At 58.4% G+C, this 14144-nt stretch carries 12 protein-coding genes and 3 pseudogenes; 5 read left to right on the top strand and 10 right to left on the bottom strand.

Annotation, left to right across the window (positions count from 1 at the left end; all coding sequences use genetic code 11):
* The first annotated feature begins 35 nt into the window (after window positions 1-35).
* The 5 genes and pseudogenes from MUN84_RS17685 to MUN84_RS24135 all read left to right on the top strand — a co-directional run bounded on the left by MUN84_RS17685 (window position 36) and on the right by MUN84_RS24135 (window position 6056).
* Complete coding sequence (locus tag MUN84_RS17685) at window positions 36-974, top strand: DMT family transporter (RefSeq protein ID WP_244695313.1); 939 nt, start codon at window positions 36-38, stop codon at window positions 972-974.
* Window positions 975-1206: 232 nt separating this feature from the next.
* Window positions 1207-2867: pseudogene (locus MUN84_RS17680) on the top strand (MFS transporter).
* A gap of 75 nt (window positions 2868-2942) precedes the next feature.
* Window positions 2943-4584: pseudogene (locus MUN84_RS24705) on the top strand (carboxylesterase/lipase family protein).
* A 393-nt stretch (window positions 4585-4977) separates the two neighbouring features.
* Entirely contained in the window at window positions 4978-5934 is a 957-nt protein-coding gene (gene dinB, locus MUN84_RS17665; protein WP_317238997.1) for a DNA polymerase IV, read from the top strand.
* A complete protein-coding gene (locus MUN84_RS24135; protein ID WP_317238996.1) occupies window positions 5931-6056 on the top strand; it encodes a hypothetical protein in 126 nt (41 codons plus the stop codon). Before dinB ends, MUN84_RS24135 begins: the two co-directional genes overlap by 4 nt.
* Window positions 6057-6114: 58 nt before the next feature.
* Here MUN84_RS24135 and MUN84_RS17660 read toward each other — a convergent pair whose 3' ends face one another.
* The 10 genes and pseudogenes from MUN84_RS17660 to carA form a co-directional block, all read right to left on the bottom strand.
* Window positions 6115-6447, bottom strand: coding sequence for a hypothetical protein (locus MUN84_RS17660; RefSeq protein ID WP_244695311.1), 333 nt, complete (start codon window positions 6445-6447; stop codon window positions 6115-6117).
* 141 nt (window positions 6448-6588) lie between these two features.
* Entirely contained in the window at window positions 6589-7536 is a 948-nt protein-coding gene (locus tag MUN84_RS17655) for an N-acetylornithine carbamoyltransferase (RefSeq protein WP_244695310.1), read from the bottom strand.
* A 430-nt stretch (window positions 7537-7966) separates the two neighbouring features.
* Entirely contained in the window at window positions 7967-8341 is a 375-nt protein-coding gene (locus MUN84_RS17650) for a DUF6984 family protein (protein ID WP_244695309.1), read from the bottom strand.
* 54 nt (window positions 8342-8395) lie between these two features.
* On the bottom strand, window positions 8396-9493 hold the full coding sequence (locus MUN84_RS17645) for an ATP-grasp domain-containing protein (protein WP_244695308.1): 1098 nt from the start codon (window positions 9491-9493) through the stop codon (window positions 8396-8398).
* 8 nt (window positions 9494-9501) lie between these two features.
* Entirely contained in the window at window positions 9502-10446 is a 945-nt protein-coding gene (locus MUN84_RS17640) for a hypothetical protein (RefSeq protein ID WP_244698982.1), read from the bottom strand.
* 255 nt (window positions 10447-10701) lie between these two features.
* Window positions 10702-11195 (bottom strand): annotated as a pseudogene (locus MUN84_RS17635) (carbamoyl phosphate synthase large subunit); the annotation flags it as partial.
* 149 nt (window positions 11196-11344) lie between these two features.
* Window positions 11345-11623 carry a hypothetical protein gene (locus MUN84_RS17630; protein ID WP_244695307.1) on the bottom strand — a complete coding sequence of 93 codons (279 nt, stop codon included), beginning with the start codon at window positions 11621-11623 and terminating at the stop codon, window positions 11345-11347.
* Between the two features lie 97 nt (window positions 11624-11720).
* The gene (locus MUN84_RS17625; protein WP_244695306.1) at window positions 11721-11984 is read right to left on the bottom strand and encodes a hypothetical protein; all 264 of its coding nucleotides are present in this window, start codon (window positions 11982-11984) and stop codon (window positions 11721-11723) included.
* Window positions 11985-12103: 119 nt separating this feature from the next.
* Complete coding sequence (locus MUN84_RS17620) at window positions 12104-12433, bottom strand: hypothetical protein (RefSeq protein WP_244695305.1); 330 nt, start codon at window positions 12431-12433, stop codon at window positions 12104-12106.
* A 162-nt stretch (window positions 12434-12595) separates the two neighbouring features.
* Window positions 12596-13648, bottom strand: a complete 1053-nt coding sequence (gene carA, locus MUN84_RS17615; protein WP_244695304.1) for a glutamine-hydrolyzing carbamoyl-phosphate synthase small subunit — start codon at window positions 13646-13648, stop codon at window positions 12596-12598.
* Between the last annotated feature and the right edge of the window lie 496 nt (window positions 13649-14144).

The following is a 14144-nucleotide window of genomic DNA, read 5'->3' as shown; positions in this document are numbered from 1 at the left end:
GCTTTCGGTTTGGGCTTCGTAGTTTGCAGCTGCCCATGAAAAACTCGTTAAAAGTACACGCGGCCCTGTTTGTGGTAGCCCTGATTTACGCGGCCAACTACAGTATTTCCAAGGACGTGATGCCGCGCTACATGGGCCCGTTTGCCCTGGTGCTGCTGCGGATTGTGGGCGCTACGGTTTTCTTTGGCGTGCTGAGCCGGTTGGTTGCCCCGCACGACCGAATTCAGGGCCGCGCCGACCAGCTGCGGGCCGTTGCCTGCGGGGTGCTGGGCATTGGGCTCAACCAGCTGCTCTTCTTCTCGGGCCTGAACCTGACGTCGCCCATCAATGCGTCCCTGATTCAAACCATTGCGCCCGTTGTAACGGTGCTGGCCTCGGCGGTGCTGCTCGGTGAAAAGCTTACGCTGCCCCGGCTGCTGGGCATCGGGTTGGCGGCTGCAGGCGCGGCCAGCATTATTCTGAGTCGGGGGCCGGTAGCGGCGGGCGGGCAAGACGGGCTGCTGGGCAACGTGTATATCTTGCTCAATGCCACGGCTTTCGGAATTTACCTGGTATTGGTAATGCCCTTGATGCGCAAGTACCACCCGTTTACGGTGCTGGCGCGCATCTTTCTGGTAGGAGCCGTGCTGGCCGTGCCCGCCGGCTGGCAGCAAATTCAGCAGCCTGACTACGCCAGCTTCCCCACTAGCGTTTGGGCAGCCATTGCCTACATGGTCATTTGCCTGACTATTCTGGCGTATCTGCTCAACAACTGGGCCCTGAAGTACGCCTCGCCATCGTTGCTGGGGGCCTACATCTACCTGCAGCCGGCCCTGGCCGTGCTGATTGCCGTAGCCGTGGGCAAAGACGCGCTTACCTTGTCGAAAGCCCTGCAGGCCCTGCTGATTTTCGGGGGCGTGTTCCTGGTGAGTCGTAAGCCCCGGCAGCCGGAACCGGTTGTCACCGCGGCGCCTCTGGAGCCCGTGCAGGACTAAAGCAGTGGCGCCGGCCACGTTGTCGTTACGAGTCCCAGTGAGGAATCTGGTTCAGCCACTTGTAAGTAACCCAGATTTCTCACTTCGCTCGGAAGGGCAGTGCGGCTGATCCAGGATTGAAAAGGGGTAGCGGTTAACACCGGTTGCTGCTTGTTTTCGTAGGTGGTTTTTCGGCTGCCGGGTGCAGCCTGCAGCTTGGCTGGGCTGCTATACTCTCTTTTGCGCGCTGTTTATGACTCAGCTCCCCTCTCCTACCCCTGCTCCAGAAGTCCAGCCTACCCTTCTCACCCCGTTTACCTACTCCCTATTTCGGGCCATCTGGATTGCCTCGGTGGTTTCCAATGTTGGCACCTGGATGCAGAACGTGGCGGGCGTGTGGCTGGTCACGACGCTTACTTCCTCGGCCCTGCTGGTAGCCCTGATGCAAACGGCCACCAGCCTGCCGGCCTTTCTGCTGAGCATGCCCGCTGGCGCCATTGCCGACCTGATTGACCGGCGCCGGCTGCTGCTCTTCACCCAGGGATTTATGGCGGTAGTGGCCCTGCTGCTGGCCGCACTTACCCTGCTGGGCGAGGTTTCGGCCTTGAGCGTACTGGGGTTTACGTTTCTGCTGGGCATTGGCGCGGCCATCAACGCGCCCGTGTGGCAAACCGCAACCATTGAGCTGGTGCCGCGGCGGGTGCTGGGGTTTGCCATTACCCTGAACGGAGTTAGTAACAACATTGCCCGGGCGATTGGGCCGGCCATTGGTGGGGCCATCATTACGTATTACTCGCCGGGCTGGGTGTTTCTGGTCAATGCGGTGTCGTTCGTGGGTACGTTTGCCGTCGTGTATGCCTGGAAGCGGGAGGCGGAGGCAGCCAGCGGTCCGGCCGAAAACCTCACGGGGGCCCTCCGCGCGGGCATGCGCTACGTGCAGTATTCGCCGGCTATTTACGCGGTGCTGTTTCGCACGTTTGCCTTTGCCTTCGGGGCTAGCGCCATGTGGGGCTTGCTCTCGGTAGTAACGGCCCGCCGCCTGCACCTAAGCTCCGATACCTACGGCGTGCTGCTTTCCTGGCTGGGGGCTGGGGCCATTACCGGGGCCTTTCTGATGGGCCGGGCTGGCAACCGCTTGACTTTCAACCAGCGCGTTCTGCTCGGCAGCGCGGTATTCGTGGGCACCAACGTGGCCCTGGCCCTGGTGCCGTCGGTGTACTGGCTGTACCCGGTTATGTTTATTTCGGGTATAGCTTGGCTGATGGCCATGACCAGCTTCAGCACCACCGTGCAGCTGCACGTGCCTAAGTGGGTGCAGGCCCGGGTGGTGAGCATGTACATGCTGGTGTTTCAGGCTGGATTGGCCCTGGGCAGCATGGTGTGGGGCGAGCTGGCCGACCGCACCACCCTGGAAACGGCCCTGCTGGCCACGGCCGCCTGGATGCTGTTAAGTTTACTACTGGCTATTCCGTTTCCCATGCGCTCGGCCGAAGGTCTCAACCTGGAACCCGCCGGGCACTGGCCCGCCCCACCGTAGCCACCGACATCGACCCCGATGATGGGCCGGTGGTGGTGATGATAGAATACGAAGTGGCCTTGGCCGATCAGCCCGCATTTCGGGTGGCCGCCGCCCAGCTCACCCGGCTGCGCCTGCGCGACGGGTCGTTGCGGGCCGGGGTGTTCACGGACCTGGCCCAGCCTACCCGCATTACCGAGTTTTTCTACGTGGCTACCTGGGGTGAGCACCAGCGCCAGCACCACCGCTTCACTAAGGAAGATCAGGCAGTGGAGGCCCACGTTCGGCAGTTTCATGCGGGCCCAGAGCCGCCCCGCGTTACGCACTTTCTGGCTTTTCCGCGCTCCGGTAATGTGGAAATGGCTACTTCCTACGAAACGATGGAAAGTCTGCAGTAACCACCTCGTTGGCGGGGTGGGGTTTTGCCGGCGCCGGCAATCTGCTACCTTACCATCCTACCTTTCCTTGCTCCCATGAAGCTTCTCCTTCTGCTATCCTTGCTTACGGCCGGCGCGGCGTCACCTGCCCTGGCCCAAACTCCCACCACGCGCATGGCAACCGCTCCTACCCAGGTTCAAACCGCCAACGGTTTGCTCGAAGGCCTGATTACAGCCAATGGTATCCGCGCCTTTAAAGGAGTTCCGTTTGCGGCCCCACCCGTAGGCGAGCGCCGCTGGAAAGCCCCGCAACCCGTGGCTAACTGGACGAATGTGCGCCCAGCCAAGGATTTCGGGCCGCGGGCCATGCAGCTCCCCTTGTTTGGCGATATGAACTTTCGCTCCAACGGCGTCAGCGAGGATTGCCTCTACCTTAACGTCTGGACGCCCGCAATATCGGGCGGGAAAAGCTGCCGGTGCTGGTGTATTTCTACGGGGGCGGTTTTGTGGCCGGCGACGGCTCGGAGCCGCGCTACGACGGGGAGAGTATGGCCCGGCGCGGCATCGTGGCCGTTACGGTCAACTACCGGCTCGGCGTATTTGGATTTCTGGCCCATCCGGAGCTAACTCAGGAGTCGCCAGACCACGCCTCGGGCAACTACGGTTTTCTGGATCAGAGCGCTGCCTTGCGCTGGGTGCAGCAAAACATTGCCGCCTTCGGGGGCGACCCGCAGCAGGTGACAATTGCCGGCGAATCGGCGGGCTCCATGTCGGTTAGCGCCCAAATGATTTCGCCCTTGTCCAAGAGCCTGTTTGCCCGTGCCATTGGTGAAAGCGGCTCGATGCTGAACACGGGTTTTGGCCCAGTCCCACTATCCCAGGGTGAACAGGCGGGGGTAGCGTTTGCCAACAGTTTGGGCGCTTCCTCCCTGGCGGCTCTGCGGGCCCTACCCGCCCAACAGCTGCTGGAAGCCACGGGCAAGCCCGGCACGCCCCGCTTCGCGCCTACCTTAGACGGATATTTCTTCCCCAAGCTGCCCGTTGCCACGTTTGCCGCCGGCGAGCAGGCCCGCGTGCCGCTGCTGGTGGGCTGGAACTCCCAAGAAATGTCGTACCAGTTTCTGATGGGGGCCGAAAAACCCACGGTAAACAACTATACTCAGACAGTTCAAAAACTGTACGGCGACCGGGCCCCGGAAATCCTGAAGCTCTACCCCGCCGCCAACGATGCTCAGGCGGAGCAGTCGGCCACGGCTTTGGCCGGCGACCGGTTTATAGCCTACAGCACTTGGAAATGGGCCGATATGCACGCCCAAACCAGCGGCCAGCCCGTGTACCGCTACCTCTACGCCCGGCCCCGCCCGCCATGACACCCGAAATGGGCAACGCTACGGCGGGCCTAGCGGGCGGCGTGGTGAAGCAGGCGCCCTCGGCTCCTAAAGCGCCGCCCGCTGCCGGCGCCGTGCACTCAGCCGAAATTGAGTACGCCTTGGGCAACCTAGCCACCAACAAAGTCTACGCCTGGACTCCCGAGGACTACAACGTGTCGCAGACCATGCAGAGCTACTTTGCCAACTTTATCAAAACCGGTAACCCCAATGGCAAGGGCCTTCCCACGTGGCCGGCGCTAAGCAAAGGCCCTGGCGGGCAAGTGCTGCGCCTGGATGTGCAAACCAAAGCCGAGCCAGACCAGACCAGTCCCCGCTACCTCCTGCTCGATCAGCAAGCCGGAAAGTAAGAGGCGCTGGCGGAGAAGCCTCGCTGCTCGCATTTTGCTTGCCTTAATCGACCACCTCTTTCTATAACCACAAGAAGGGCTGCGGCTGATGATGTGCAGGACAGTACCCAGAATAAGTCACGTCCTGCAGAGCCGGAGGCGAAGCATCTCGCGTGCGGAGGTTGGAATGCTAACCAGACATCAGCACGCGAGATGCTTCGCCTCCGGCTCTGCAGGACGGTTGTAGTTGACATTTCCCACAACCCCAGAACGTTGCTACCGCCGCAGTCTAGGAGTTACTGGGAGCATTCCGGGTTCTCTATATACTTCCTGGTCTCGTTGGCAACCCAGACCTTTGCCGGACGGAACGCCTCCGGGCGGTTCCTACCCCGCCATCAAGCTTACCCCCTACCCGTGGACACCTCGGAAGCCCGCAAGATTATTCACCTTGACATGGATGCCTTTTATGCCTCCGTGGAGCAGCGTGATAATCCGGTGTTGCGGGGTAAGCCCGTGGCCGTGGGTGGCTCCCGGCAGCGCGGGGTAGTGGCAGCGGCTTCTTACGAGGCCCGGCAGTTTGGGGTGCGCTCGGCTATGCCTTCCAGCACGGCCTTGCGCAAATGTCCGGAGCTGGTGTTCGTGAAGCCGCGCTTTGAGGTCTACAAAGAAGTCTCGCGTCAGATTCGGGCCATCTTCGCCGAATACACGCCCCTAATCGAGCCGCTTTCCTTGGATGAAGCTTACCTCGATGTTACGGAGAACCTTAAGGGTATTGCGCTGGCCACGCAGGTAGCCCGCGAAATTCGGGCGGCCATCCTGCAAAAAACCCAGCTAACGGCATCAGCGGGCATTTCCTACAATAAATTTCTGGCTAAGCTAGCCTCCGATTACCGCAAGCCTAACGGGCAGTTTGTCATTCGGCCCAGCCAGGGGCTAGAGTTTGTGGCGGGCCTAGCGGTGGGGCAGTTTCACGGCATTGGGCCAGCTACGGCGGCGCGCCTCAACCACTTGGGCATCTTCTCGGGCCTTGATTTGCGGCAGCAATCCGAAACTTTCCTGCGCCAACATTTCGGCAAGGCGGGCTCCCATTACTACCGTATTGCCCGCGCCCAGGACTTCCGCCCCGTTGTGCCCGACCGGCTGCGCAAGTCTATTGGCTCAGAAACCACTTTTGAGCAGGATTTGCTTACGCCGGAGGAGTTAACCACTGGTCTGCAACCCTGCTTGGCGTCGGTGTGGCAGCACTGCCAGCGCACCGGCTTGCGGGGCCGCACCGTGACGCTCAAGGTCAAGTATGCCGATTTTCAGCAGATTACCCGTAGCCGCACCTTGTTTGGAGTTGTGCCTGGCCCGATGCCCTGGCTCACGTGAGCCAGGAGCTTCTGATGGGCATTCAACCCCTTTCCAAAGGCATTCGGCTGCTGGGTGTTACGCTTTCAAACCTGGAAACTTCGGAGGAAGCCGCCGGTAAGCAATTGGCCCTGCTGCTCTAAATGCAAACCGCCCCGGCTGTGCTAGCCGGGGCGGTTTACGAGCAGAAAGTATGTGACCTTACTGGGGGTCTGCTTTTACTTTCGACTTCTTTTTCTTGTCTTTCATTTTTACGTCCGCAGGCTTGGTCGTCATGGGCGTGTACGTGCCCGAAGTGCTCGACTGCGTTTCTACCGTAGTAGTGGTGGTAGCGGGCGTCGTCGTGGTAGTCGACTGGTTGATGGTGCTGCCGGAGGTAGTACCCTGCATTGTACCCTGCATCGGCTGGGTCTGGGTAGTGGTGCTCTGGGTCGGCTGCGTGGTGGTGGTAGTGGTAGTGCTGGAGTTGGTTTGTGCGCTAGCAGCAGAAACACCAGTTACCAATACGGCAGCGAGGGCAAGGAGCTTTTTCATAGCAGGTGGTAGTTAAGGTGGAGAGAAGATCAACCATATGGCTGGTCTGAGTAGCCTTTAACGCAGCTCAACGGCTAAGGTTTTTCAGCGCTACTTTCCATTGACGTACAAGGCCTTACCCTCTTTCCACATTACGCACGCCTAGCCCTTCAGCAACTCGTGCAGCACGGTTTGCATCGAAAACACCCGGTTCCCGGCCTCCTGAATCACCAGCGAGTTCGGCGAATCCAGAATGGCGTCCGACACCTCCACATTGCGGCGCACCGGCAGGCAGTGCAGGAACTTGGCGTCGTGGGTGCCGGCCATGTGCTCGGGCGTGAGCATCCACACGGGGTCGTTGCTGAGTACCTGGCCGTAGTGCTGGTAGCTGCTCCAGTTCTTGGCCTGCACGAAGTCGGCGCCTTCCAGGGCCTTCTTTTGGTCGTACTCGATGCGGGCCCCTTTCGTGAACTTGGGGTCCAGCTCGTAGCCTTCGGGATGCGTGATAACGAAGTCTACCCAGTCTACTTCTGAAAACCAGTCGCAGAACGAATTAGGCACGCACTGGGGCAGGGCGCGCACGTGTGGGGCCCAAGTTAGCACCACTTTCACGCGCTCCTTTTGCTTGGTCTCAGCCACCGTAATCAAGTCGGCAAACGACTGCAACGGGTGCAGCGTGGCACTTTCCAGGCTAATAACCGGCACGGTGGCGTACTTCAGAATCTTGTTGAACACTTCCTCGCTGTAATCGGTCTCCCGGTCCGTGAGCGTAGGAAAGGTGCGCACGCCCAGCACGTCGCAGTACTGACTCATCACGGCAATGGCCTCCTTAATGTGCTCCTGGGTACCCCCGTTCATCACCGCGCCATCGGCCATTTCCAGCGTCCAGGAATCAGCACCGGCATTCAGCACCCAGGCCTGCGCGCCCAGATTATAAGCCGCCTTCACCGAGCTTAGCCGGGTACGCAGGCTAGGATTGAAGAAGATCAGCCCAACGGTTTTGTTCTTGCCAATGTGCTGGTAGCCGTACGGATTGGCCTTGATTTCCAGGGCTTGCTGCAACAAGGCTTTGTAGTCGCCCGCATCGGCGAAGGAGGTAAAGTTTTTCATGGGGTGTGTAGCGCGAACTTTATAGTTCGCGTCGTGGAACGTGTATTGCGATGCAACGCGAACTACAAAGTTCGCGCTACAACCACTTCATGGGACTGGCAAGAAACAAGGGGCCGAACCTGTCGGCTCTGCCCCTTGCCAACCCATTAGCCGAGCCAGTGTCGGGCCGCGGCTGCTAGCGCCACCTTGACCGTCTCCAGCATCAGCCACCACCAGAAACTTTTCGGAGCCTCCGGCGGTATAGGTTTACGAAGGACAGATTTCTTCCGTACCTTCGACGCACGCTTTCTACTCATCTGACCGAGAAGTTAGGTGCATCTCCACCTACTTCTTCGAAGCCCTTGGTATTCCCGTACCAAGGGCTTCACCTTTTCAGGAGGCAGCCGTGTGGTGAGGTGGAATGACCGTGCGGTACGGCGAAGGTAAGTTGTTAATCCATGCCTGAGAAAGGCATCAAATTTTTAGTAAGGGAGAAATCTACTTTCCATACATCAAGCTCGAAGAGTTGATCATATTGATCTATTACCAGACTAATCATAACTGGAATCCCATCCTCATCTTGTAATTGTACCTGTGCAATGTCACCTCCATAGCGCCGGTTAGTAGTTGAGCTTGCGAAAAGAAGACTTTCCATTTCTCCGTCGTTCATATCCTCTACTCGAAGCTCGTCGAGTAAGGGTAAGTACGTAACTGCATATTCAGTACCTGCTAGTAGCTGACTTACAATAATTTTCTCTTTTGAAAACAGAGGACGAGGCAAGGGTAGTGATTGAATCTCTGTTTGTATATCTAAAAAGAATGTCATGCTGAACTGCCACCGCAAGCTCAGCATGACGTTCTCTCGGTTTTAAAGGACCGACTACATCGCCTTATACTCGTTCCAGCTCTTGATCTTTAGGTCCTTCATTTCCAGTCGGCAGAAGGCTTGAATGAAGGCTTTGGCCAGGCGGGCGTTGGTGAGCAGCGGGATGCCGAAGTCGATGGCAGTGCGGCGGATTTTGTAGTCGTTATCCAGCTCGCCCTTCGAGAGGTTCTTGGGGATGTTGATGACTAAGTCAATCTTCTTTTCCTTCAAGTAGGTTAGCACGTTGGGCTCCTGGTAGTCATCGGGCCAGAACAGCAGGGAGCTGGGAATGCCATTTTCGGCGAAGAACCGGTGCGTGCCCTGGGTCGCGTAGATGGTGTAGCCCTTCTTCACCAGCAATTCCACGGCTGATAGCAGCGCTACTTTCGACTTGATAGGACCGCCAGAAATTAGCACCGACTTCTGCGGAATCTTGTAGCCTACGCTTAGCATGGCCTTCAGCAGGGCCTCCTCGGCGGTGTCGCCCAGGCAGCCTACTTCGCCAGTGCTCACCATGTCTACGCGCAGCACTGGGTCGGCGCCGGGTAAGCGGGTGAAGGAGAACTGCGGGGCTTTCACGCCCACGAAGGGCAAATCGTACACCCGCTCGCTCTCGTCGCGCGACACTTTCTTACCCAGCAGCACCTGCGTGGCCTTTTTAATCAGGTTATTGCCCGATACTTTCGACACGAAGGGGTAGCTGCGCGAGGCGCGGATATTGCACTCAATTACCCGAATTTCGCCGGCTTTCTCCAGGAACTGAATGTTGAATGGCCCGCTGATTTCGTAGCGCTTGGCAATCTTCTCGGCAATAGTTTTCAGCCGACGGATGGTGCGCACGTACACCTTCTGCGGGGGGTAGTACATCGTCGCATCACCAGAATGCACGCCGGCAAACTCCACGTGCTCGGAAATGGCGTAGCTCACGATTTCGCCCTTGTCGGCCACCGCGTCCAGCTCAATTTCCTTGGCCTCCTGCATAAACTCCGACACCACCACCGGGTATTCGGCGCTTACCTCAGTGGCTGCCCGTAGGAAGGCTTCCATCTCGAAGGCGTTGGAAACCACGTTCATGGCGGCGCCTGACAGCACATAGCTCGGCCGAATCAGCACGGGGTAGCCTACCTCCCCACGAACTCGAACATGGCGTCCAGCGACGTCAGCTCTTTCCAGCGGGGCTGGGCAATGCCCAGCTCGTCCATGATGCTGCTGAACTTGTGGCGGTTTTCGGCCTCATCAATGCGGGCCGGAGCCGTGCCCAGGATGGGTGCGTTGGCGGCGGCGAGGCGGGTAGCCAGGTTATTCGGAATCTGGCCGCCGGTGCTCAGAATCACGCCTTCGGGCTGCTCAAACTCCAGGATGTCCATCACCCGCTCGAAGCTCAGCTCCTCGAAGTACAGCCGGTCCGACACGTCGTAGTCGGTGGAAACGGTTTCGGGGTTGTAGTTGATGATGATGGTTTTGTAGCCCTCCTCGGCGGCCGTCTGCACGGCATTCACGCCGCACCAGTCAAACTCCACGGAGCTACCGATGCGGTACACGCCCGAGCCCAGCACCGCAATCGACTTGTTGGTTTCCGGCGCCAGGTCGTTTTCGGTGCCGTGGTAGGTGCTGTAGAGGTAGTTGGTTTTGGCCGGAAATTCAGCTGCCAGCGTGTCAATCTGCTTGATAACGGGTAGCACGCCCAGGGACTTGCGGCGGGCGCGCACCAGCAGTTCGTCGGCTTTCACGTCGCCTTCGCCCAGCAGCTTCACGGCAATCTGCTGGTCCGAGAAACCGGCTTTTTTCACGTCGCGCAGAAGGACCGTTTCCAGGGCATCTAGGCCGCTGCCACGCTTTTCCGCCAGCTTCTTGCCCAGCTCGAAAATGGTGAACAGGCGCTGCAAGAACCAGTGGTCAATCTTGGTCAGATCGTGCACCTGCTCCAAGGTATAGCCAGCCTCAAACGCCAGATTGATGGCGAAGATGCGCTCCTCGTTCGGCTCGCTCAGCAGCCGGTCGATGGTCGGGTTGTCTACCTGCTCGGGCTTGTTGGCCACGAAGCCGCGCTTGCCGGTGTCCAGCATGCGCAGGCCTTTCTGAATGGCTTCCTCAAAGGATTTGCCGATGGCCATGACCTCGCCTACGCTCTTCATAGCCGAGCCAATCTGCCGGTTCACGCCCTCGAATTTGCCCAAGTCCCAGCGCGGCAGCTTCACCACCACGTAGTCCAGGGCCGGCTCGAAGAAGGCCGACGTAGTCTGGGTCACGCTGTTCTTGAGCTCCGACAGCGAGTAGCCCAAGCTGAGCTTAGCCGCCACAAACGCCAGCGGGTAGCCCGTAGCCTTAGAAGCCAGCGCCGAGGAGCGCGACAAGCGGGCATTCACCTCAATCACGCGGTAGTCCTCCGACACGGGGTCGAGGGCGTATTGAATGTTGCACTCCCCACAATGCCCAAGTGACGAATGGTCTTGATGCCGATGCTGCGCAGCTTGTGGTACTCGCGGTTGCTCAGCGTCTGCGACGGAGCTACCACGATGCTTTCCCCGGTGTGAATCCCGATGGGGTCAAAGTTCTCCATGTTGCAGACCGTGATGCAGTTATCGTACTGGTCGCGCACCACTTCGTACTCCACTTCCTTCCAGCCCTTCAACGACTCTTCCACCAGAATCTGGTCGGACGTGGTGAAGGATTTCTGGGCTAAGGTCCGAAGTTCGTCCATGTTATTAGCGAAACCACTGCCTAGGCCACCCAGCGCAAACGCCGCCCGCACGATAATCGGGAAACCGATTTTCTCGGCCGCCGCCAGCGCGTCCTCCATGTTGGTTACGGCCACGCTGCGGGCCGAGAGTACGCCAATCTGGTCGAGCTTCTCCTTGAAAATGTCCCGGTCCTCGGTGTCGATGATGCTTTGCACGGGCGTGCCCAGCACCTTCACGTTGTACTTCTCAAACACCCCAGCGCGGAACAGGGCCACGGCGCAGTTCAGGGCCGTTTGGCCCCAAACGCCACCAGAATGCCATCGGGCTGCTCCTTCTTGATGACTTCCTCCACGAAGTAGGGCGTCACGGGCAGGAAGTACACGTCGTCGGCAATGTTGTCCGACGTTTGCACGGTAGCAATGTTGGGGTTGATGAGGATGGTGCGGATGCCTTCCTCTTTCAGCGCCTTGAGGGCCTGGGAGCCGGAGTAATCGAACTCACCGGCCTCTCCAATTTTCAGCGCACCGGAACCGAGGATGAGAACTTTCTGTGGTTTTTCCATTCTAGGGGTTAGGGTAACAGACCGCTGGTGCGGTCATGTTCAAAGGCAGTCGTGCAAGGCCTGCGGAAGCCAATTGCTTCCGGGTACAGGGTAGGTTTTACTTGGAAAAAAGGGTGTCGCTCTTCACGATTTCCCAGGTGCCGGATGCCCGTTTGGTCATCCAGAGTTTGATGGTGGCATTAGCTTGCTCACCGTCCAACAAGAAGCGGAAGACGAGCGAGTCCTTCTTAGCACTCAGGTTCTCCACCTTGAAGTTTTTGGAGCTTATGCGTCCTGTTCTACTGGTTATTCTGGGTGAAACTCGAGCCGAACTCATGGCGGTAGCAATTAGATCGGCGGGTTCTCCCAGCACTGCTTTCATAATCGTTCGTTGGCCTAGGTTCCTGACGAAGTAAAACCCCGCGAAAGCCAGAGCGCCCAACAACACATACCCCCAAGTCGGAAAAACTCTACTTTTCGCTGGCATGGGAGGAGTGCGGTTTACTCAGTGAAAACGGTGTCACTCTTCAGCATCTTCCATTCGCCAGATGGCTGCCTCATGACCTTAGTCTTAATGGTAGCGGTGGCTTTCTCGCCTTTTAGCACGAGCCGGAACGTGAGGGAGTCCTGTTTCGGGCCTGGCTTCCCGGCGTCAAACTTCTTAGAGACAATCTTTCCGGTGCGGCTCAGAATTCGAGGTGATACATTGGCACTATTCAGTGCCGAAAGAACCAACTCCGATTTTTTACCCATTGCCAGTCTGACCACGTCTTCTGCCTTGATGCTCCTGATGAGGTAGTACGCCGCAAATGCCACGATTCCCAATGCCACATATCCCCAGTTCTGCAGACCTCTACTTTTTGCTTGCATAGTGTTTGATAGTGTTTGTTTATGCGTTAGAAATGGCCGGGCTGAAGACAGGGAAGCTCAGCATGATGGGGCAGTGACATTTTCGGCCAGCTTACTTCGCAGCTTTGTGCTCGGCTACGGCCTTCAGGAAGTCATCGAACAGATATTCCGTATCCTCGGGCCGCCGGCAGCTTCGGGGTGGAACTGCGTGGAGAAGAAGGGTTTGGTTTTGTGCTTGATGCCTTCGCAGGTGCCGTCGTTGAGGTTCTCGAACAGCATGGTCCATTCGGCGGGTAGCGTGTCGGTATCTACCGCGAAGCCGTGGTTCTGGCTGGTGATGTAGCTGCGCTGGGTGCCCGTAAGCTTTACCGGTTGGTTATGGCTGCGGTGGCCGTACTTCAGCTTGAAGGTGTCGCCGCCCGCGGCCAGGCCCATAAGCTGGGAGCCTAGGCAGATACCGAAAATGGGCTTGTCCTGGCCCAGCGCGGTTTGCAGGTGCTGGATGGTGGGCGTGCACATCTTCGGGTCGCCGGGGCCATTGCTCAGGAACAGGCCGTCGTAGTCAATTTTAGTGAAGTCGTAGTCCCAGGGCACCCGGATCAGCTCCACGTCGCGCTGGAGGAAGCAGCGGATGATATTGGTCTTGGTGCCGCAGTCGACGAGCACGATTTTATGCTGGCCGTTACCGTAGTGCTTCACCTCGGTGGGGCTCACCTGGGCCACCAGGTTGTCCTGGTTGGGGTCGTGCAGCTCCACGTCTTCCTCGGCCACAATCTTGCCCAGCATGGCGCCCTTTTCGCGCAGGATTTTGGTGAGCATGCGCGTATCTACCCCGAAGATGCCGGGGATGTTGTACTCTTTGAGCCAGTCGCCGAGGCTTTTGGCGGCGTTCCAGTGGCTGTGCTCCTCGGAGTAGTAGTTCACCACCAGCCCGGCAATGTGAATCTTGTCCGACTCGAAAATCTTGGAAATCGACTCATATAATTCCTCGCCGGGTACGCCGTAGTTGCCTACCATTGGGTAGGTTAAAACTAGAATCTGGCCGGCGAAGGAGGGGTCAGTGAGGTTTTCGGGGTAGCCGGTCATGGCCGTGCTGAACACTACCTCGCCCGCGGCGGAGGTGAAGGCGCCGAAAGACTGGCCCTGAATTTCAGTGCCGTCCTCGAGAATGAGTTTTACCGATTTAGCGTTTTCCACTCTGTTATGCGAAAAAAGGTTTACTCTGTTGTTGATAGGTTGCAGTAGTCAGACAGGCAGCTCCCTGGCTCGTTGCGAGGGCGGCGTTTGGTGCCCTCCTCGATCCGCTCAACGCGGATTGGCGCTTTGCTAGCGAAGGAAAAGGCAACGGCCTGGCGTTTCCTATCCCGGGCGTTTTGCGCGTGTGCGGCGTGGCTTCGGCCAGCTTTTCGAACCACCCGGATACAATTTCGGCTGGAACAGAACCAAAAATTAGAGGTCTATTCCAGCCGAACGGTGACTTAAGCCAAACGGGAGCGAAAGAGGATACATCTATCGGCCCCGCGCACTGCCGCTTCCAAATGTCAGGCATCGGGAAATCGGGCGGGCACAACTGCTGGAAGGAAAAGTGGGAGGCCGTTCTTTCAGGGAAAGAACCGGCCGGCTGCTGGGCAATAGTCACCAATGGCAGCGGGCAGCTAATCAGAAGGGGAGCCGGGCTCGGGAACTTCATCGT

Source organism: Hymenobacter sp. 5516J-16 (assembly GCF_022919335.1).
In the GTDB taxonomy this organism is placed as follows: Bacteria; Bacteroidota; Bacteroidia; order Cytophagales; family Hymenobacteraceae; genus Hymenobacter; species Hymenobacter sublimis.
The sequence above is the reverse complement of the archived record's forward strand: the minus strand, read 5'-3'. Positions and strand labels throughout refer to the sequence as shown.